The 19,192-nt window shown below is 70.8% G+C and carries 16 protein-coding genes; 9 read left to right on the top strand and 7 right to left on the bottom strand.

The window, feature by feature from the left end; all coding sequences use genetic code 11:
- Nucleotides 1-107: 107 nt before the first annotated feature.
- Complete coding sequence (locus ACWEKR_RS09395; protein ID WP_452354070.1) at nucleotides 108-1,526, bottom strand: amidase; 1,419 nt, start codon at nucleotides 1,524-1,526, stop codon at nucleotides 108-110.
- Between the two features lie 55 nt (nucleotides 1,527-1,581).
- Here ACWEKR_RS09395 and ACWEKR_RS09390 point away from each other — a divergent pair, with 55 nt between their 5' ends.
- Together ACWEKR_RS09390 and ACWEKR_RS09385 are read left to right on the top strand one after the other, a co-directional pair.
- Complete coding sequence (locus ACWEKR_RS09390) at nucleotides 1,582-3,717, top strand: FUSC family protein (protein ID WP_452354069.1); 2,136 nt, start codon at nucleotides 1,582-1,584, stop codon at nucleotides 3,715-3,717.
- A gap of 37 nt (nucleotides 3,718-3,754) precedes the next feature.
- On the top strand, nucleotides 3,755-4,408 hold the full coding sequence (locus ACWEKR_RS09385; RefSeq protein WP_452354068.1) for an SDR family NAD(P)-dependent oxidoreductase: 654 nt from the start codon (nucleotides 3,755-3,757) through the stop codon (nucleotides 4,406-4,408).
- Nucleotides 4,409-4,973: 565 nt separating this feature from the next.
- On the opposite strand, the gene ACWEKR_RS09380 is transcribed toward ACWEKR_RS09385, so the two are convergent.
- Nucleotides 4,974-6,227 (bottom strand): cytochrome P450, encoded by a 1,254-nt coding sequence (locus ACWEKR_RS09380; protein WP_452354067.1) that lies wholly within the window; start codon nucleotides 6,225-6,227, stop codon nucleotides 4,974-4,976.
- Nucleotides 6,228-6,327: 100 nt separating this feature from the next.
- Between ACWEKR_RS09380 and ACWEKR_RS09375 the strand changes: the two genes are divergently transcribed.
- Nucleotides 6,328-6,798 carry a winged helix-turn-helix transcriptional regulator gene (locus ACWEKR_RS09375; protein WP_452354066.1) on the top strand — a complete coding sequence of 157 codons (471 nt, stop codon included), beginning with the start codon at nucleotides 6,328-6,330 and terminating at the stop codon, nucleotides 6,796-6,798.
- Between the two features lie 589 nt (nucleotides 6,799-7,387).
- Here ACWEKR_RS09375 and ACWEKR_RS09370 read toward each other — a convergent pair.
- Entirely contained in the window at nucleotides 7,388-8,548 is a 1,161-nt protein-coding gene (locus ACWEKR_RS09370; protein WP_452354125.1) for a L,D-transpeptidase, read from the bottom strand.
- Nucleotides 8,549-8,863: 315 nt separating this feature from the next.
- Here ACWEKR_RS09370 and ACWEKR_RS09365 point away from each other — a divergent pair, with 315 nt between their 5' ends.
- Genes ACWEKR_RS09365 through ACWEKR_RS09355 form a run of 3 tightly spaced genes read left to right on the top strand, consistent with a single transcriptional unit; the run spans nucleotide 8,864 to nucleotide 11,426 of the window.
- Entirely contained in the window at nucleotides 8,864-9,160 is a 297-nt protein-coding gene (locus tag ACWEKR_RS09365; RefSeq protein ID WP_452354065.1) for a DUF6285 domain-containing protein, read from the top strand.
- Nucleotides 9,157-10,155, top strand: a complete 999-nt coding sequence (locus tag ACWEKR_RS09360) for a phosphotransferase family protein (protein ID WP_452354064.1) — start codon at nucleotides 9,157-9,159, stop codon at nucleotides 10,153-10,155. Before ACWEKR_RS09365 ends, ACWEKR_RS09360 begins: the two co-directional genes overlap by 4 nt.
- 8 nt (nucleotides 10,156-10,163) lie before the next feature.
- On the top strand, nucleotides 10,164-11,426 hold the full coding sequence (locus ACWEKR_RS09355; RefSeq protein WP_452354063.1) for an acyl-CoA dehydrogenase family protein: 1,263 nt from the start codon (nucleotides 10,164-10,166) through the stop codon (nucleotides 11,424-11,426).
- A gap of 10 nt (nucleotides 11,427-11,436) precedes the next feature.
- On the opposite strand, the gene ACWEKR_RS09350 is transcribed toward ACWEKR_RS09355, so the two are convergent.
- Nucleotides 11,437-12,111 carry a class I SAM-dependent methyltransferase gene (locus ACWEKR_RS09350; protein ID WP_452354062.1) on the bottom strand — a complete coding sequence of 225 codons (675 nt, stop codon included), beginning with the start codon at nucleotides 12,109-12,111 and terminating at the stop codon, nucleotides 11,437-11,439.
- 118 nt (nucleotides 12,112-12,229) lie between these two features.
- On the opposite strand from ACWEKR_RS09350, the gene ACWEKR_RS09345 reads away from it, so the two are divergent.
- On the top strand, nucleotides 12,230-12,394 hold the full coding sequence (locus ACWEKR_RS09345) for a hypothetical protein (RefSeq protein WP_195084727.1): 165 nt from the start codon (nucleotides 12,230-12,232) through the stop codon (nucleotides 12,392-12,394).
- 49 nt (nucleotides 12,395-12,443) lie between these two features.
- Here the strand turns inward: ACWEKR_RS09345 and glpD are convergent, their stop codons facing one another.
- The 3 genes from glpD to ACWEKR_RS09330 are packed head-to-tail and all read right to left on the bottom strand — an operon-like array spanning nucleotide 12,444 to nucleotide 16,543.
- On the bottom strand, nucleotides 12,444-14,123 hold the full coding sequence (gene glpD, locus ACWEKR_RS09340) for a glycerol-3-phosphate dehydrogenase (RefSeq protein WP_452354061.1): 1,680 nt from the start codon (nucleotides 14,121-14,123) through the stop codon (nucleotides 12,444-12,446).
- A 51-nt stretch (nucleotides 14,124-14,174) separates the two neighbouring features.
- Nucleotides 14,175-15,695, bottom strand: a complete 1,521-nt coding sequence (gene glpK, locus ACWEKR_RS09335; RefSeq protein WP_195084729.1) for a glycerol kinase GlpK — start codon at nucleotides 15,693-15,695, stop codon at nucleotides 14,175-14,177.
- Between the two features lie 38 nt (nucleotides 15,696-15,733).
- On the bottom strand, nucleotides 15,734-16,543 hold the full coding sequence (locus tag ACWEKR_RS09330) for an MIP/aquaporin family protein (protein ID WP_452354060.1): 810 nt from the start codon (nucleotides 16,541-16,543) through the stop codon (nucleotides 15,734-15,736).
- Nucleotides 16,544-16,799: 256 nt separating this feature from the next.
- On the opposite strand from ACWEKR_RS09330, the gene ACWEKR_RS09325 reads away from it, so the two are divergent.
- Both ACWEKR_RS09325 and glpK (ACWEKR_RS09320) read left to right on the top strand, forming a co-directional pair.
- A complete protein-coding gene (locus ACWEKR_RS09325; RefSeq protein ID WP_452354059.1) occupies nucleotides 16,800-17,564 on the top strand; it encodes an IclR family transcriptional regulator in 765 nt (254 codons plus the stop codon).
- Nucleotides 17,565-17,612: 48 nt separating this feature from the next.
- Nucleotides 17,613-19,130 carry a glycerol kinase GlpK gene (gene glpK, locus ACWEKR_RS09320; RefSeq protein WP_452354058.1) on the top strand — a complete coding sequence of 506 codons (1,518 nt, stop codon included), beginning with the start codon at nucleotides 17,613-17,615 and terminating at the stop codon, nucleotides 19,128-19,130.
- Nucleotides 19,131-19,192 lie beyond the last annotated feature (62 nt).

The following is a 19,192-nucleotide window of genomic DNA, read 5'->3' as shown; positions in this document are numbered from 1 at the left end:
GCGCCACGCGCGTGCAGTGACCGCACCGCGTGGGTGCCGTCGGGAGCGCCGAACGCGCGCTCGTAGTCGTAGTCGAGCGCGTCGAAGATGCGGACGCGGAGTGTGGGTCAGCGATCGACGCGAGGGAAAGGCCGCTCGGACTCGACCAGATAGGCCAGCTCCAGCAGGGTGCGCTCGTTGCCGCGGGTGGCGGCGAACTGCACCCCGATGGGCAGCCCGGCGTCGGTCGAGCCCGCCGGCACGGTGATGGCCGGCGTCCCGGTGATGTTGTTGATCGGTGTGAAGCAGACGTAGGCGCGCAACCGGTCGAGGAGCTCGTCGAACGGCACGGTCGGGCTGAGATGGCCGAGCGGCGGCGTGGTGTGACCGAGCGTGGGGAGCAGCACCGCGTCGTAGGGCCCGAGCGCCTGTTCATAGGTGGCCGCCGCCGCACGCAGCCGGTAGATCGTGAGCGGTGCGTGCAAAGCCCGGCGCAGGAAGAACGCACGAAGGCCCGCGGTGAGGTCGTCCACGCGTCGCGCGTCGAACCGGCGGTCGAGAAACCGTCCGGTCGTGGTGATCGCGGCCGCGAGCAGTCCCCAATAGTGCAGGAAGGCGCTTTCGATCGTGGCGTCGAACGGCAACGGCACCGGCTCGACCGAATGACCGCAGGCCTCGAGCGTACGGGCGACGCGTTCGACGGCATCCCGGGTCGGACCGGCCGGCACCGGCCCCGCGAGATTGTCGAGGACGAGGGCGATCCGCATGCGCCGGCTCGGTGGACCGTCGACGCGGCCGATGGGCGGCAGCGCCGGATTGCGTCGATAGCGTTCGGCCGCCGCGGTATACGCCGCCGTGTCCCGCACCGTCCTGGTCAGCACGCCTTCGCTGACGATGTCGACCGGCAGCGACCGCGCCAGTCCGGACACCACGTGCCGTCCCCGCGTCGGCTTCAAGCCGACCAGTCCGGCACACGCCGCCGGGATCCGGATCGATCCGCCGCCGTCGTTGCCGTGCGCGATCGGAACGACACCCGCCGCCACCAGCGCCGCGGCTCCGCCCGACGAACCGCCCACGGAATACCCGGTATGCCACGGATTGCGGGTGGGCGCGAGGTGCGGCGTCTCGCTGGTGGCGTTGAAGCCGAATTCCGGCATGGCGCTCTTGCCCAGGACGGTGAGACCGGTACTGAGGAACTGCCGGGTGTAGCCGCTGTGCGCGCGGGCGGGCCGCGCGCGGAACGCGGCCGTGCCCTGATTCGTCGGCATGCCCGCGACGTCCGTGTTGTCCTTCACGAAACTGGGCACGCCGTAGAAGGCGCCGGTCCGTTCGGTGGGCAGCAACGGTTCGGCATAGCTGCGGTAGGCGACGGCCGCCAGTTCCTCGACCCGTTCGGCGCGCGCCACCGCGGCGGCGGCGAGTTCCTCTGGCGCGACCACGCCGTCGCGCACCAGCGTGGCCAGGGCGACGGCGTCGTGATCACCGAGCACGTCGTCGCCGAAGGCGTGGACGCGCGTGGGTAGCGGAATATGAGCGTCGGCGGTCATGCCCCGAATCTAATGTGTGCACCAGGCAGTTCGTCCAGACCAGAAAGGACAGCAGGTGGCGGCGACATACCCGGATCCGGTGCCACCGAAGGGCCGGGTCGGCTCGCTGTTGTTCGCCCGGTCGCCCGCGGGACGGCGGTGGAGCGTGGCGTTGCGCGCCGCGCTGGCATTCGCCGTTCCGGCCGCGATCATCACCGTCCTCGGTCATCCGGACGTGGCCGTGTTCGTGATGTTCGGCGCCTTCGCCGTGCTCTACGGCGAGGGGCGGCCGTACCGGGTGCGTGGCCGGGTCGTCCTCGCGGCCGGGTCGGCGTTGCTGGCCGCCTGCGGCGTCGGCGCGCTGATCGGCGGCCTGCTGGACGCGGGCTTCGGTTCGTCGCTGCTGATGGTCGTCGTGGTGACGGCGATCGCGGTTGTGGCTGTGTTCGTCATCGACGCGCTGCGGCTGGGTCCGCCGGGCGCGCTGTTCTTCGCGCTGGTCTGCGCGGGCGCGATGAAAGCGGCGGAGACCGGCGCCGCGGCGCTGACGCTGTTGTTCTGCACCGCCTGCGGTGTCGTGGCGGCGCTCGTCGTGTCGATGGCCGGGGTGCTGCGTGATCGTCGCAAACCGGAACGGACAGCGGTCGAGGCGGCGGTCCGCGCGGTCGACGCCTACGTCGCGGCCCGGGATGCGGGGGCGCCGGCCATCGACCCGCGCCATCGGGCGGGCGCCGCGATGGCCGAGGCGTGGGCCGCGGTCTACGACGCGGGCCTGCCCTCCGATCCGAGGGAAGCCGAGTTGCTGGCCACCTTGCAGGGCGCACGCCGCAGGCTCGCCGGGCACGCGGCCGACGACGACACCGACGATCTGCTGGTCGATCCTCTGGTCTCGTTCGCCCGCCCCGGCATCGGCTTCCGGCTGGGGCGTTCGTTGTCGTTCTCCTCGCACGCGGCGATCAGCGCGCTGCGGGTCGCCGCGGGCTGCCTGGGCGCGGGGGCGCTGAGTGCGCTGCTCGGCCTGGATCGCCCGCATTGGGCGGTGCTCAGCGCCCTCATCGTGCTGCAAGCCGGGCCCGATCGCGTGCGGGGGCAGGTGCGGGCCATCCACCGGTTCGTCGGCACCATCGCGGGACTCGGCCTGTTCGCGCTCATCTACCAACTCGGGCCGACCGGCTACGCGCTGATCGTCCTGATCGCCGCGCTGCAGTTCTGCATCGAGCTGTTCGTGCCGCGCAACTACGCGCTGGCCGTCGTCTTCATCACGCCGGTGGCGCTCATCGCGGGTGGGGTCGCCACCACGGGCGGGCCGATCGGACCGGTGCTACGCGACCGGTTGGCGGAGACCGTGCTCGGTGTCGCCGTCGCGGTGCTCGCGCTGTACGGCATCGCGCCCCGCGGCCATCGGCGCACCTTCCGCTGGATGGAGCACCGCGTGCGTGCCGCCGCGGGCGTCCTGCTCGAGCGCCTGCGGCACAAGCCGATGGACGCCGTGGCGTGGGTGCTGGTCCAGCATCTGCAATTCGAGCTGGTCGGCGTGGTCCGCAGCGGCATCGACTCGGCGACCGACGACCCGGGGTGGACCCGCGAGCACTGGCCGGAGCACGCGGCGCTCGCGCACTTCGGTCACGACCTGCTCGCCGCGTGCTGGGTGCTGCCACCCGGCGGGTGGCTGCCGGATGTGGACGGCTGGGCGGCCCGCGCGGCGGCGACCCGGTTCGAGCCGGAAGCGACGGCCGGGCCGCCTGCTAGCGTTCGGCGCATGCATGACAGCGTGACGGTCCGGATGGCCGCGCCCGCCGACGAGATCTGGGCACTGGTCAGTGACATCGAGAACACCGGGCGGTTCAGTCCGGAGACGTTCGCCGCGGAGTGGCTCGGCGGCGCCACCGGCCCGGCGGTCGGCGCGAAGTTCCGCGGTCACGTCAACCGCAACGGCTGGGGGCTGAAGTACGCGACGGTGTGCCGCATCGTCGCCTGCGAGCCGGGCCGGGAGTTCGCGTTCACCGTGCTCGGGCCGCGGGGGATGCCGATCAACACGTGGCGCTATGTCTTCGAACCGGTGGACGGCGGCACCGACGTCACCGAGTCGTTCCAGTTGCACAGCAACCTGGTGCTGCGGCTGTACTGGTTGCTGGCCGGATGGACGCGCGGCAAGACCAATGTCGAAGGGATGCGCGAGACCTTGAACCGGATCAAGGCCGTCGTCGAATGACCGCGAGACACAGCCGCCCGGCCGGGGCGGGGCGATCATGACCGGCGCCGTGCTTCTCGTGCTCGGCGCCGGGCCCGGTGTCGGGTTGTCGGTGGCCCGCCTGTTCGCCGCCGACGGTTACACCGCGGTGCTGGCCTGCCGGTTGCCCGCGGAGGCCGAGCCGCTGGCGAAGGAATTGCGTGAGCAGGGTTTCCACGCGGAGGGCGTGGGGGTGGATCTGCGCGACCCCGCCGATGTGACCCGGGTGGTCGCCCGGGTGGGCGAGCGCCACGGCCGGATCGACGTATTGCACTTCAACCCCAGCGTGTTCCGGGAAGCCGATCCGTTGCGGCTCTCCGTGCCGGAGTTGATCGAAGACTTCACCGTCGGCGCGGCGGCGCTGCTGCCCGCCGTCCAAGCGGCGCGGCCTTTCCTGTCCGAGGGCGCCCGCGTGCTGGTCACCGGCAGCGCGGCCGCGGATAAGCCGTGGCATCGGGCCGCTTCGCTCGGCGTCCAGAAGGCGGCGGTGCGCAACTTGGTGACCAGTTTGGACGCCACCCTCGCGCCCGAGGGCATCCGGGCCGTCGCGGTGCAGATCAACGGAGTGCTCGGCGATGGCGCGTTCACGCGCGACCGTGTGGCGGCGGCACTGCACGCCGCGGCCACGCGCCCCGCCGAAGGATGGACGCCGCACGTCGCGTACGACGGCTGACCGGCACCGCTGACGGAGCCCGACCGCTGAGACGCGGGGTGCTCGGCGAGGGGGCGTTCCCGCGATTGTGTGGGGTCGGGCTGTCCGCGGTGGCCAACTGCTACGCCGAACGGGGGAACGCCGCACGTCGCGTACGACGACTGACCGGCGTCGGTGACGGAGCCCGACCGCTGTGACCTGGCGTGTTCGGCGAGGGCGCGTTCACAGGCGATTGTGTGGGATCGGCGCTGCACGCCGCGGCCACCTGCTGTGCCGAACGGGGGGCGCTGGACGTCGTGTACGACGGCTGACTCGCGTAGACAGCGGAGTCTGATCGCTGTGGCCCGGGGTGTTCGGCGAGGGCGCGTTCGCGCGATTGTGTGAGGTCGGGGCTGTCCGCGGTGGCCACCTGCTGCGCTGAACGGGGGACGCCGGACGTCGTGTACGACGGCTGACCCGCGTCGCCTAGCGGAATCGGACTGCTGCGACGCGGCGTGCTCGGAGAAGAGGGCGCGTGCACAGGCGACTGGGTGGCGGCGGCGCTGCAGGCGGCGGCCATACGCCCCTACGACGGCTGACCCCGTCGTCAGCGGGGCCGGATCGCCGCGAACCCGATGGGCAGGTGCGCGGGTCCGCGCAGGTTGACGTGTTCGCGGTACGGCGGCGGGTCCGTCAGTAGTGAAGGCGATTCCACCCGTTGTGCGAACCGGGTCAGCGCTACGCGCGCCTCCAAGCGGGCCAGGGGAGCGCCGACGCAGAAGTGCGCCCCGAGGCCGAAAGCCAGATGGCGGTTGTCCCGCGCCGGGTCGAAGCGGTCGGGGTCGGCGAACGTCGCGGCGTCGCGGTGCGCGGCGGCGATCAGCAGCACCACCAGATCGCCGCGCTGGATGTCCGTGTCGCCGACGGTCATGTCGTCGGCGGCGATGCGCGGGATCAACTGGACCGGCGGGTCGAAGCGCAGCGTCTCCTCGACCACGCCCGCCGCCCGGTCCGGATCCGCGCGGAGAGCGGCGAGTTCGTCCGGCCTGCGCAACAGGGCGAGGGTCGCGTTGGCGATCAGGTTGACGGTGGTCTCGTGCCCGGCGACCAGCAGCAGTGCGCAGGTGGAGATCAGTTCCGCGTGGGTGAGCGCGTCCCCGGCGTCTTCGGCGGCGATCAGTTCGGACAGCAGATCCGGACCGGGGGCGCGGCGGCGGCGGTCGGTGAGTTCTTCGAAGTAGGCGTGCAGTTCGGTCCCGGCGCGCTGGATCTGCGCCGGGTCGGCGCGGAACTGGGCGGCGGCGCGGGAGGTCGGATCGAGGGTGCGCGACAGCAGCGCGGACCAGGTGCTCAGCTGGGCTTCGTCGGCGAGCGGCACGCCGAGCAGTTCGCAGATGACGGTCACCGGCAGCGGATAGGCGAAGTGGTCGACGGCGTCGAACCGCCCCTTGCGGGCGCGTTGGTCGAGCAGGTCGTCGACGATCTCGGTGATCCGGGGTTCCAGTCGCCGCACGACGCGCGGGGTGAACGCCTTGGACACCAGGCGGCGCAGGCGCGTGTGGTCGGGCGGGTCCAGGAACAGGAACGAAGGTTTGGCCCGGGCCGCACCGTCGTCGCGCGTCCCGTCGTAGATCGGCATCGATCCGAGTTGCAAGCGGGCCAGTGACCGGTCGACGCTCGCCCGGGGATCGCGCAGCACGGCGGCGCAGTCGGCATAGCGGGTCAGCACGACCACCGGAGCCGTGCCGATCCGGAACGCGCCGGACGCGCGCAACCGCGCGAAGAGGGGATATGGATCCGGTCGCACCGCCGGGTCGAGCAGGCGCACGTAGTCGTCGGTCGGGTGGTTCGTCGTGGTCATCGACACTCCCAGCTGTCGGCCCGGAGGGCACGGTCTGTCGGTATTATCGTGATACCGATGGTAGGAAAGCAATACCGCGCCGGGATGCGAAGATAGCGCCATGACATTGCGGCGCCCGGTCGACGATTCGGTCACCCGCGTCGTCGAACTGCTCGGCGACCGGTGGACCATCCTGCTCATCGCCGAGGCGTTCTTCGGGGTGCACCGTTTCAGCGATTTCGCCCGCAACATCGGCATCACCAACCGCAACCTGCTCACCAGCCGCCTGCGCATGCTGATCGACGCCGGCATTTTCACCCGCACCGATCACGGCGGCGGGCGCGTCGACTATCACCTCACCGCCGCGGGCCGTGAGCTTTATCCGATCGTCACGGCGATGATGGTCTGGGGCGATCACCACCTGGCCGGGCCGGAGGGCCCTCCGATCGTCCTGGAGCACCGCAGCTGCGGGCAGGAGACCTCGCCCATGCTGGTCTGCGACCACTGTCGCGAGCCGATCGACCCGCGCGACGTCGAACCCAAGGCCGGTCCCGGCTTCCATCAGCCGCCGGGGGCCGAGCAGGCGGGTTGAGTGGTGCGCGGGTGCGGCAATCGCCAGCGCACTGCCGGGCTCGCTACGGGACCGGTGCGGTGACCGGCTGTCGGCCGTTTCCCAGTAGGAGTCGCCGCCTCGTAAGGCGTCCGGTCCCGGACAAGGTCATCGAACAGCTCCGTGCCGCGCGGACTGCCGAGGGGCGAAAGCGTTTGCCACCGGACGACGGATTCAGTGGGGTGATGTGCCTCCACCTTCGGCAGCGCCGCGCCCGGAAGTAGTCGGGCGCTACTGCCACGCCGAGCGCTTCCGCGGCGGAAGAGTTCACAGCGGCCGGGAAGGGGCGGCGAGGCGAGCGCCACGTCGGAAGTGGAAGCGGTTGCACCGAGCTGGGCGGATCGGCGCTCAGTCCAGTAAGCGAACGAACGACTCGGCCAGATACAGCGGTAGGAGTAGGTAGTACAACAGCATCGCCATCGAGCCGGCTCCGATCGTCAACGCGGGTCCCACACGGCGCCGCGAGAGGTGCACGCGCGGGGATTGGAGACCAAGTGGTCTCGCGAGAGCAGGAATGTAGTGCAGCTTCCCGCCCTCGGCAAGACCGGTCAGCGTGTCGGCTGGACGGCCGCTACCGCAGCGCGCTGCCCTGTACCCACTGGTCCCACGGCAGGCCCCAGTCGCCGTTCTGCCACACCTCGAGCGGTGCGCCGCCGGTGTTGCGGATCTCCACCACGTCACCGGGGACGGCGAACTCGAAGAACCACCGGGCGTTCTCCCCGCTGAGATTGAGACAGCCGTGCGACACGTCGGTGTTGCCCTGCGCCCAGACGGTGGAGTCGAGCTGGTGCAGGTAGATGCCGTCGGTGCTGATCCGGGTGGCCCAGCCGATGGCCTCCTTGTAGCCGAGGCGCGAATTGATCGGCAGGCCGTAGGTGGACGAATCCATGATCACCGGGTTGGCCTTGTCCAGCACCGTGTAGATCCCGGGCTGGGTCCAGAAGGTGATCGTCTTGCCCGCGACGACCTCGCTGCCGCCCATGCCCATCGAGGTCGGCATGGTGCGGATCAGCCTGCCGTTCTCGAAGACCTGGATCTGCTTGGTGTTGTCGTCGGCGATCGAGACGTGCGACGCGCCGATGGTGAACGTGGTCTCGGTGTCCTCCTGGCCGTAGAGCCCTCGGCCGAGTTCCTGGCCGTAGATGTTCGCCGCGACGCTCACCTTGGTGCCGGGCGCGTAGTACTCCTTCGGGCGCCAGTGCGCGTTGCGGTCGTCGAGCCAGTACCAGGAGCCTTCGACGGGCGGGTCGGTGGTGACCGCCAGATGCTTCTCGGCGGCGGCGCGGTCGGGGATGTCCTCGTCGAAATGGGCCACCACCACGGTGCCCACGCCGAACGTGCCGCCGTCGGACAGCGGCGTGCCGCCCGTGGTGGTCAGCGAGACCTTGGTCTGGTTGTTCGGGCTCAGCGTGGAGAAGGTCGAGGTGGCCGGGCCGGTTCTGCCGGTGAGGGTCAGGCCTTCCGCGGTCACGGTGTAGGTGCGGCCGTAGCCGAGCGGCTCGGTGGGTTTCCAGGCCGTCTTGTCCGGTGTCAGGATCCCGTCGACGACCTTGCCCTGCTCGTTGGTCATGGTGACCGCGGTCAGCTGGCCGTCGGCGGTACTCACCTGGACCGGCGCGAGCGGATCGACATCGCGGGTGCCGGATGCGGGCGTGATGGCGATGGGCGCCGGCGCCGGGCCCCCGGGTCCCGGAGTTCCGCCCGGTCCGGACGAGGACGAGCACGCCGCCAGGAGTACCGCCGTGACCAGGGCGAAGCCCGCGACGAAGGCGGAACGGACGCGACCGGTCGCCAATACATTTCTCCTGTGTTCGCCCAGCGCAACGAATGGCGCATCAGCGCCTACTGCCCTCTCGCAGTTTACCGACCGTTCGCATGCCCGACCTCGTGCGAAGCAGACCCGCGGTGGATTCCCAGCCGCCACACAGGAAGCCGGTGCGCGTCGATCTCGACGCCCGTGGCTTTCCGAATCCGACGGCCGAAAGTACCGATCGGGACGGCCCCGGTGCGTGCCATGCTGAGGGCCGGAACCGACCGAGGGGAACGAATGCAGAATCGCCCATCGGCAGCGGAATTGCTGGAATCGCTCGCCGAACTGCTCGAGGAGACGCTGCTGCCCGCCCTGCCCGCGGGATTGCAGCACAAGGCGCGGGTGGGGGCCAACCTCGCCAGGATCGTGCGCCGGGAGATCGAATCCGGCCCGGGCGCGGCCGAGCGGGAGCGCGAGTTGCTCGCGGCTGTGGCCGAGGGCGATGACGAGCAACTCTGGGAAGCGCTGGTCTCCGTCGTGCGGGCCGATCTGGCCATCGCCAAGCCCGGGTACGACGCCTGGACGGGCGAGTGAGCGCCGATCTGGCCGTCGGCTTGGCCGCGTTTCTCGAGTCGGGCGCCGGCCGCGCGGTGGCGGTGTCGAAGGTCGAATATCTCTCCGCGGGCGCCCGCCGCCGCAACGTCGCCTTCGAAGCCGACCTGGGTGGCGGGACGCGGCGCTTGGTCGCGACCATCGTGCCCAGCGCGATCGAGCTGGTCCCCGTCGATGTGGAGGCCGCCGTCCGGGAACTCGCGCGGACCCACGGCGTGCCGGTGCCCCCGGTGGTGGCGATCTGCACCGATAACGCATATGTGGGCGGGCCGTTCGTGGTCTCCGAACGGGTGGATGGAGAGACCGTCCCCCGCAGAGTCTTACGACTGGCCGAGGCCGCGGGTCTCGGTGAACGAGTCGCCGATCAGCTCGGTGAAGCCATGGGCCGCCTGCATGCCATCGACCCGGCGACCGCGCCCACCAGGCTGCCGGAGGCGGCCGCCGATCCCGGACGCCAGCTGGCCGAGGCGGCCGGGCACGTGCGTGCGCTCTTGCCGCACCGGCCGGTGTTCGCCCTCACCCTGCGCTGGCTGGAACGCCGCTGCCCACCCGCGCCGCCCCGCACCGCGCTGCTGCACACCGACCTTCGCAACGGCAACATCGTCGTCGGTCCGGAGGGCCTGCGGGCGGTGCTGGACTGGGAAGGCGCGCAGCGCCACGGCGATCCGATGCGCGACGTGGCCTGGCCCGCGCTGCGCATGTGGCGTTTCCGCGCGGACGACCGGGAATGCGGCGGACTCGCGGGCCGCGCCGCGTTCGTGCGCGGCTACCAGCGCGGTGGCGGCGATTTCGACGAAGACCGGTTCCGCTGGTGGAAGGTGATGTGCACGCTCGCCTGGGGCATCGGGCTGGCCGGGCAGGCCGCGGCCCATCTGGACGGCAGCGTGCGGGACATCGTGATGGCGGCCAGCGGCCGCCGCGTCTCGGAAATCGAATGGGACCTGCTGATGCAGATCCGACCCAGCGGGAAGGGCTGACTGCGCCGATGGATTTCGAACTACCCGCGGAACTGGTCGACTACCTGGCCGAACTCGACGCGTTCATCGATCGGGAGATCACGCCGCTCGAGCAGGCCGACGACAACATCCGCTTCTTCGACCACCGCCGCGAGGACGCCCGCACCGACTGGGATCGCGGCGGCCTGCCGAACGCGCGCTGGGAGGAGTTGCTGGCCGAGGTGCGCAGGCGCGCCGACGCCGCCGGGCACCTGCGGTACGCGTTTCCCGCGCAGTACGGCGGCCGGGACGGCACCAATCTGGGCATGGCCGTGATCCGCGAGCACTTGGCCCGGCGCGGCCTAGGATTGCACTGCGACCTGCAGAACGAGCACGCCATCGTCGCGAACAACGTCGGCCTGCTGCTCATGCTCGAGTACGGCACACCCGCCCAGCGGGCGGAGTGGGTGGACGGGTTGGCCTCGGGAACGAAGTTCTTCGCCTTCGGCATCACCGAGCCCGAGCACGGCTCCGACGCGACCCACATGGAGACCGTGGCGGTGCGCGACGGGGACGACTGGGTGATCACCGGGCGCAAGACCTGGAACACCGGCGTGCACATCGCCGACGCCGACCTGATCTTCGCGCGCACCTCGGGCGGCTCGGGCGACGCCGCGGGCATCACCGCGTTCCTGGTGCCCACCGACGCGCCCGGATTCGTCGTGGAGGAATACCTCTGGACCTTCAACATGCCCACCGACCATGCCCGCGTCGCGCTGGACGGCGTCCGGGTCCCGGACACCGCCGTCTTCGGAGGCGAAGGACGCGGCTTGGCGGTGGTTCAGCACTTCTTCAACGAGAACCGGATCCGCCAGGCCGCGTCCAGCCTGGGCGCGGCGCAGTACTGCATCGATGAGTCGGTGGCCTACGCCAAACTGCGCAAGCCCTTCGGCAAGCCGCTGGCCACCAATCAGGCGATCCAGTTTCCGCTGGTGGAGTTGCACACCCAGTGCGAGATGCTGCGCGCCCTGATCCACAAGACCGCGTGGTCGATGGACACCTACGGCACGTTCGCCGTCTCCGAGCAGGTCTCGATGTGCAACTACTGGGCCAACCGGTTGTGTTGCGAGGCCGCCGACCGCGCCATGCAGGTGCACGGCGGCCTCGGCTATTCCCGGCACAAGCCGTTCGAGCACATCTACCGCCACCATCGGCGTTATCGGATCACCGAGGGCGCCGAAGAGATCCAGATGCGGCGGGTCGCGGGCTACCTTTTCGGGTTCATGGGCGGCGCAGCGCCCAAGGGAGTGTGAGCTCGACGGTTCACAGGCGGTGGATCCGGGCCAGCCATGCCGCGGCGTCGACCTGGCCGGACTCGGAGATCTCCAAGTCCGCGGCCTCCTGAGCGACCAGGTCGGTGACCCGCCCCCGGTACTTCGTGGGCCGCAGGTCCTCGACCTTCCAGCCGTCGCCGAACGACTCCCGGATCAACGTGTCGCTGATCCGCGGGCCGAATCCCGGTTCGACGTCGGAGAGCGCGAGAACGTAGACCGTGCCGCCCGGCTTGCAGACCGCGTGCAGGCTGCGGACATAGGCGGCGCGCGCCTCGTCCTCGGTCCCGAAGACGTGGAACAGCGCGCTGTCGACCACGGTGTCGAACGCGGGCGCGGAGCCGGGCGGGTCACCGGCGAAGTCGGGCCGGTCACCGAGCGCGAGCGCGTCGGCCACCTCGAACGCGGCGGACGGCACGCCCTGCTCGGCCGCGTTGGCGCGCGCGTACGCCACCGCACTCGGCGACATGTCGATTCCGCGCACGTCGTATCCGAGCCTGGTCAGCAGGATGGTGTGCTCACCCGCGCCGCAGCCGGGGTCGAGCACGCGTCCGGTGATGCCGCCGTCGCGCTCGAGCGCGACGATGGCCGGTTGCGGCTCGCCGATCACCCAGGGTGCGGTGTCGTTGTCGTAGACGGTGTTCCAGAAATCCGCTGGACGAGTCATGCAGACCATGGTCCGTCCTCAACCGCGCTCGAGGTCAAGCCGCCACGCCCGGCGATGCGCTTCGCCCGGCCGGCTGCGCCGGGTGCGTCAGGGCGGCGAGGCTGGGTACGCGCGGGTTATGAGCACACCGAATGTCGATCCGACGACGGCGGAGTCGATGCAGCAGGACGCGGATTTCGCCGACGAACACACCAAGCCGACGCACGCCGACGAACACCCGGCCGGTGCGGACCTGGAGACCGACGAGTCGACGCCGAGCGGGCACAGCGGCATGGATCAATGAGCGCGGGCGTGGCACGGATCCGCCGCGAGAACCGTGCCACGAACCGGGCTCAGGCGACCGTGACCAACCGGGCCGCGTTGGCGGACTCGTCGTCGGCCGCCCGATTGGCGGCCAGTTCCGCCCGCACCCGCTCGCGGTAGCGCGCGATCTCACGCTCGGTGGTGTCGGCGTCCCAGTCGAGGTGCGCACCGATCAGCCAGGCCACCTCGGCGGCGGCGGCCAGACCGCGGTCGGGCGCTTCGATGGAGACCCGGGTGCGGCGGGTGAGCACGTCGTCCAAGTGCAGCGCGCCCTCGTGCGTCACCGCGTACACCGCCTCCGCGCCGAGGTACTCGGGTGCGCCCGTGAGCGGGTCGCCCAACGCGGGCTCGCGCGCGATCAGGTCGAACAGGTCGGTGATCGCCGAGCCGTACCGGCCGAGCAGACGCTCGACCGTCGCCCGCGGCAGACCCGTGCGCTGGGCCAGGCTGTCCAGGTCGGCGGCGAGTTCCTGGTAACCCACCGCGCCGAGGATCGGCAGGTGCTCGGTCACCGACGGGGCGACCGCGCGGCCGAGTCCGGCCACCGCCGCGTCCACGACGTCGGCGGCCATCACCCGGTAGGTGGTGTACTTGCCGCCCGCGATCACGAACAGGCCCGGCGCCGGTTCGGCGACCGCGTGCTCCCGCGAGAGCGTCGCGGTGTCGGCCGACGCGCCGGACAGCAGCGGCCGCAGCCCCGCGTAGGTCCCGACGATGTCGTCGCGGGTGAGCGGCTCGCGCAGGACCCGGTTGACGTGATCGAGCAGGTACCGCACGTCGGCGTCGCTGGCCGCCGGGTGATCCTTGTCCAGCGACCAGTCCGTGTCGGTGGTGCCGATGATCCAGTGCCGGTGCCACGGGATGACGAACAGCACGCTCTTCTCGGTGCGCATGATCAGGCCGGTGTCCAGATGCAGGCGATGGCGCGGCACCAGGATGTGCACGCCCTTGGACATCCGGACGTGGAAGGGGAAATCGACGCCGGTCATCCGGTTCATCTCATCGGTCCACACCCCGGTGGCGCTGATCACCCGGCGCGCGCGGATGGTGTGCACCCGGCCGGTCTCCCGGTCGGTGACCTCCGCGCCGACGACGCGTTCACCGTCGCGCAGCAGCGCCGTCACCTTCGTGCGGGTGAGCACGGTCGCGCCGTGCTGCGCGGCCGTGCGCGCGATCATCATCGTGTGCCTGGCGTCGTCGACCTGCGCGTCGAAGTACCGGATCGCACCGGTGAGCGCGTCTTCGCGCAGCGCGGGCGCGAGTTCGAGTGCGCGGGTGCGCGACAGGTGCCGGTGCATCGGCAGCGCGCGGGCGCCGCCGATGGTGTCGTACAGGGCGACCCCCGCGCCGATGTAGGCGCGCTCCCAGACGCGATGCTGCAAGGGCAGTAGGAACGACACGGGCCGCACCAGGTGCGGGGCCAGCCGGTGCAGCAGCAGGCCGCGTTCCTTCAGCGCCTCCCGTACCAGCCAGAAGTCCAGCTGCTCCAGGTAGCGCAGCCCACCGTGGATGAGTTTGCTGGAGCGGCTGGAGGTGCCCGCCGCGAAGTCCCTGGCCTCCACCAGGGTCACGGTCAGGCCGCGGGAGGCGGCGTCGAGGGCGGCGCCCGCGCCGACCACGCCGCCGCCGATGACGAGTACGTCGCTCTCGGTGTCGCCGAGTGCGTTCACCGCGCGGGCGCGGTACTGGGCGTCCAATCGTGCGGACACAGCGGTATCTCTCCTTGTTTCGGGGTTATTCGGGGAGGACGGCGTCGCCCCTCATTCGTCGACGTCGATCCAGTCCAGGGTGCGGGCGACGGCCTTCTTCCAGCGCGCGTAGCCACGCTCGCGCTGCTCCGCCGACCAGGTCGGATTCCAGCGCTTGGCTTCGTTCCAGTTCTGTTCCAGCTCGTCGGTGTCGTTCCAGAAGCCGACCGCCAGCCCGGCCGCGTAGGCGGCGCCGAGTGCGGTGGTCTCGGCGACCACCGGGCGCGACACCGGCACGCCGAGGAAGTCGGCCTGCAATTGCATGCACAGCTCGTTGGCGGTGACGCCGCCGTCCACGCGCAGCACGTCCAGCTGGACGCCGGAGTCGGCCTGCATCGCCTCGACCACGTCGCGGGTCTGGTAGCAGATCGATTCCAGCGTCGCCCGCGCGAGATGGGCGTTGGTGCTGTAGCGGGACAGTCCGACGATCGCGCCCCGCGCGTCCGAGCGCCAGTACGGCGCGAACAAGCCGGAGAACGCGGGCACGAAATACACCCCGCCGTTGTCCTCGGCCTGCCGGGCCAGCGATTCGCTCTGCGCCGCGCCGGAGATGATGCCCAGCTGGTCGCGCAGCCACTGCACCGCCGAGCCGGTCACCGCGATCGAGCCTTCCAGCGCGTACACCGGCTTCTGGGCGCCGAGCTGGTAGGCCACCGTGGTCAGCAGGCCGTGCTGGGAGCGCACGATCTCGGTGCCGGTGTTGAGCAGCAGGAAGTTGCCGGTGCCGTAGGTGTTCTTCGCCTCGCCGGGACGGAAGCAGACCTGTCCGACCGTGGCGGCCTGCTGGTCGCCGAGCACACCGGCCAGCGGCACGACGCCGCCGAACGGGCCGTCGGCCCGGGTGGTGCCGAACAGGTCCGGGTTGGCCGAGGGCGCGATCGTGGGCAGCATCGCGCGCGGCACACCGAACAACGACAGCAGTTCGTCGTCCCAGTCCAGGGTCTCCAGGTCCATCAGCATCGTGCGGCTGGCGTTGGTCGGGTCGGTGACGTGCACGCCGCCGTCGACCCCGCCGGTCAGCTGCCACAGCAGCCAGGTGTCGGTGGTGCCGAACAGCGCGTCGCCGCGTTCGGCGTCCTCGGCCACCCCCGGGACGTTTTCCAGGATCCAGCGCAGCTTGCCGCCGGAGAAGTAGGTGGCGGGCGGCAGGCCCGCCTTGCGGCGGATGGTGTCGCCGTGGCCGGCCCGTTCCAGTTCGGCGGCGATGCGATCGGTGCGGGTGTCCTGCCAGACGATCGCGTTGCAGTACGGTCGTCCAGTCTTGCGGTTCCACACCACCGTGGTCTCCCGCTGGTTGGTGACGCCGACCGCGGCCAGGTCGCTCGCGACGAGATCGGCCTTGGTGAGGGTGGTCTGGATGACCGCGCGGGTGCGTTCCCAGATCTCGGTCGGATTGTGCTCCACCCATCCGGGGCGCGGCAGGATCTGCTCGTGCTCGAGCTGGTGGCGGGCAACCTCGTTGCCGCCGTGGTCGAACACCATGAAGCGAGTGCTCGTGGTGCCCTGGTCGATGGCGCCGACGTACTGGCTCATCGCGGTCCTTTCGGGAAACTGCTGGGGGACAGAAGGATTCAGAACAGGAACTGTGCGGCGAGGCCGGCCAGCGCGCCGCCGAGCAGCGGACCGAGTACCGGCACCCAGGCGTAACCCCAGTCGGAGTCCTTGCCGCGCGGCGCGGCGTCGGGCGCTCCGGCCGGTGCGGGAGCGCCCGCGCCCACCGGGACCAGGACCGCGTCGGCGGAGGCGGATTTGCTCACCGGCAGCAGGGCGTGCGCGATGCGCGGGCCGAGATCGCGAGCGGGGTTGATGGCGTAGCCGGTCGGACCGCCCAGCGAGGCGCCGATGCCGACGACCAACAGCGCGGCGGCGGCCGGGCCGAGCCCGCTCGGCGTGTGGCCGAAGGTGAGGATCACCAGGACGAGGGTGAACGTGCCGATCACTTCGGTGACGAGATTCCAGCGCAGGGCGCGGATCGCGGGGCCGGTGGCGAATACCGCGAGCTTCTTCTCCTCGTCGGTCTCGGCGTCGAAGTGGCGCTTGTAGGCCACGTAGGCGACGGTCGCGCCGAGGAACGCGCCGGCGAATTGGCCGCTCAGATACGCGAGCGTCGCGGAGCCGGAGACCGGGATGCCGGCGGCGAACTCGTCGGCGCCGCTGAACAGGATTCCGACGGTGACCGCGGGATTCAGATGGCCGCCGGTCTTGTAGGCGACGTAAACGCCTGCCAGTACGGCGAACCCCCATCCCACGTTGATCAGCAGCCAGCCGCCGTCCAACCCTTTGGACTTCGCCAGCAATACGTTCGCGACCACACCGACCCCGAGCAGCACCAGCACGCCTGTGCCGAGTGCTTCGCTGAGGAAGATCGAGCCGAAGTTCATCGTTGAGCCTCCGTTCGCCCCGCACGTCGCGGACGCGACCGTGCGTGCAACGGAAGTTACGGGGGGACGATCGACCCGGATATCGCTGCCGTTCGACAATGTCGAACGTCCCGACTGGTTGCCGGGAGGCGGCGCCACTACCGTCCGACGCGCGAGGAGGATGTATGGCGCAGCTCACACCCGGTTTCACTGATGTTGCCCGGGTATTACCAACCGTTCGACAATGTCGAATCACGACACGAGTAGGTTTTCCGACATGCCGGGTGCGATCCAATCGATCGAGCGGGCGGCGGCCGTGCTGCGGCTGCTGGCCCGTGGTTCCGGGCGGCTCGGCGTCGGCGACATCGCAGGTGCGCTCGACCTGCCGAAGCCGACCGCGCACGGCATCCTGCGCACCCTCCAGGGCGTCGGTTTCGTCGAGCAGGACCAGGCCACCGGCAAGTACCAGCTCGGCGCGGCGCTGCTGCACCTGGGCACCAGTTACCTCGACGCGAACGAGTTGCGCTCGCGCGCGATCAACTGGGCCGACGCGCTGGCGGCGCGCACGGGCGAGTCGGTGCGGATCGGCGCGCCGATGGACGGCGCGGTGGTCGTCGTGCATCACGTGTTCCGGCCGGACAACACCCAGCAGGCGCTCGAACTCGGCGAACTGCTGCCGCCGCACGCCACCGCGCTGGGCAAGGTCCTGCTCGCCTACGACGCCGACCTGGCCGCCACGATGCGCCGCGCCGAGCTCGCCCCGCTCACCCACCGGACCCTCATCGATCGCGCCGCGCTCGCCCGGGCGCTGGGCGGCGTGCGGCAGGCCGGCTGGGCGGGCGACACCGAGGAATTCCGCACGGGCGAGGCGGGTATCGCCGCGCCGATCCGGGCGCCCGGTGGACTCGTGGTCGGCGCCATCGGCATCACCGGCGCGGTGGACCGGCTCTGCGACGCCCAGTTGCGGCACCGGCCCGCGCTGGTCGGCCAAGTGCTCGACGCCGCACGCGCGGTATCGCGTGATCTCGGTGCGAGCCACTGACTTTCGCCCGGCCGGTGACCAGCCGGCGTCGACCAGGAGCAGTCGAGCATGAAGCAGCGTTACGTGCTGGCCATCGACCAGGGCACCACCTCCACGCGGTGCATCCTGTTCGACCAGCGTGCCCGGCTCGTCGGCGTCGCCCAGCGCCCGCACCGGCAGCACTATCCGCGGCCGGGATGGGCCGAGCAGGACGCGCTGGAGATCTGGCGCAATGTCGAGCGCATCGTCCCGCAGGCGCTGCGGGATTCCGGCGTGGCCGCCGACCGCATCGCCGCGGTCGGTATCGCGAACCAGCGCGAGACCACCGTGGTATGGGACCGCCGCACCGGCACGCCGATCGGCCGCGCGATCGTCTGGCAGGACGTGCGGACCGAGGATCTGGTCCGGGACCTGGAGAGCGCGCCGGGCGCCGACCGCATTCGTGACCTGTGCGGTCTGCCGCTGGCCAGCTATTTCGCCGCGCCGCGATTGCGCTGGATGCTGGACTCGGTGCCCGGCCTGCGCGACCGCGCGGAGCGGGGCGAGGTGCTGTTCGGCACCATGGAGACCTGGCTGATCTGGAACCTCACCGGAGGCCCCGACGGCGGGCTGCATTTCACCGACGTCACCAACGCCAGCCGCACCCTGCTGATGAACTTGCGCACCCTCACCTGGGACGACGAACTGCTGGAGTTCTTCGGCATCCCCGCCCGTATGCTGCCGCGCATCCAGCGGTCGACCGCGTCCTACGGCAGCACGCGCCGGGTGGTGCCCGGCATCCCGATCGCCGCCGCGCTCGGCGACCAGCACGCCGCGTTGTTCGGCCAAACGTGTTTCGCGCGTGGAGAGACCAAGTGCACATACGGCACCGGCGGCTTCCTCATGATGAACACCGGGCGCGAGCTGGTGCGCTCCGAGCACGGTCTGCTCACCACGATCGGTTACCAGATCGGCCCGGAGCCGGTCTACGCGCTGGAGGGCCCGATCGCGGTCACCGGCTCGCTCGTGCAGTGGGTACGGGACAACATCGGGCTGGTCACCAGCGCGCCGGAGATCGAAACCCTCGCGCGCACCGTCGAAGACAACGGCGGCTGTTACGTGGTGCCCGCGTTCTCCGGCCTGTACGCGCCGCATTGGCGCAGCGACGCCCGCGGGCTCATCGCCGGGCTCACGTCCTACGTCACCAAGGGCCACATCGCCCGCGCCGTGCTGGAGGCGACCGCCTGGCAGACCCGCGACGTGGTGGAGGCGATGAACGCCGACTCCGGACTCCGGACCGCGGCCCTGCGCGTGGACGGCGGGATGACCTCGAACAACCTGCTGATGCAGATCGTGGCCGATGTGCTGGACGTTCCGGTGTCGCGTCCGTTCGTCGCCGAGACGGTCTCGCTCGGCGCCGCGTACGCCGCGGGCTTGGCCGTGGGTTACTGGCCCGATCTCGAAGGGCTGCGCAACAATTGGCGCCTTGCCGCGCAATGGGTTCCGCGGATGGATCCCGAACTGCGGGAGGACGAGTACGAGAACTGGAAGCGCGCCGTCGAGCTGACCTTCGGCTGGGTTCGGTCGCGGAAACGGGCGCGCCGGTGATTCCGGGTGGCGGGCACCTGTCGCCGGACGGTCGTGTCGGGAGGGTGGGTTAGCGTCGAAAG

This window comes from Nocardia sp. NPDC004573, from assembly GCF_053602135.1.
This window is presented reverse-complemented; position numbering and strand designations above follow the sequence as displayed.

Bases quoted from the DNA above. Each gene is read 5' to 3' on its own strand.
- ACWEKR_RS09395 (WP_452354070.1), bottom strand. From the start codon at position 1,526: ATGACCGCCGACGCTCATATTCCGCTACCCACGCGCGTCCACGCCTTC.
- ACWEKR_RS09385 (WP_452354068.1), top strand. From the start codon at position 3,755: ATGACCGGCGCCGTGCTTCTCGTGCTCGGCGCCGGGCCCGGTGTCGGG.
- ACWEKR_RS09380 (WP_452354067.1), bottom strand. From the start codon at position 6,227: ATGACCACGACGAACCACCCGACCGACGACTACGTGCGCCTGCTCGAC.
- ACWEKR_RS09375 (WP_452354066.1), top strand. From the start codon at position 6,328: ATGACATTGCGGCGCCCGGTCGACGATTCGGTCACCCGCGTCGTCGAA.
- ACWEKR_RS09365 (WP_452354065.1), top strand. From the start codon at position 8,864: ATGCAGAATCGCCCATCGGCAGCGGAATTGCTGGAATCGCTCGCCGAA.
- ACWEKR_RS09355 (WP_452354063.1), top strand. From the start codon at position 10,164: ATGGATTTCGAACTACCCGCGGAACTGGTCGACTACCTGGCCGAACTC.
- ACWEKR_RS09350 (WP_452354062.1), bottom strand. From the start codon at position 12,111: ATGACTCGTCCAGCGGATTTCTGGAACACCGTCTACGACAACGACACC.
- ACWEKR_RS09345 (WP_195084727.1), top strand. From the start codon at position 12,230: ATGAGCACACCGAATGTCGATCCGACGACGGCGGAGTCGATGCAGCAG.
- glpK (WP_195084729.1), bottom strand. From the start codon at position 15,695: ATGAGCCAGTACGTCGGCGCCATCGACCAGGGCACCACGAGCACTCGC.
- ACWEKR_RS09330 (WP_452354060.1), bottom strand. From the start codon at position 16,543: ATGAACTTCGGCTCGATCTTCCTCAGCGAAGCACTCGGCACAGGCGTG.
- ACWEKR_RS09325 (WP_452354059.1), top strand. From the start codon at position 16,800: ATGCCGGGTGCGATCCAATCGATCGAGCGGGCGGCGGCCGTGCTGCGG.
- glpK (WP_452354058.1), top strand. From the start codon at position 17,613: ATGAAGCAGCGTTACGTGCTGGCCATCGACCAGGGCACCACCTCCACG.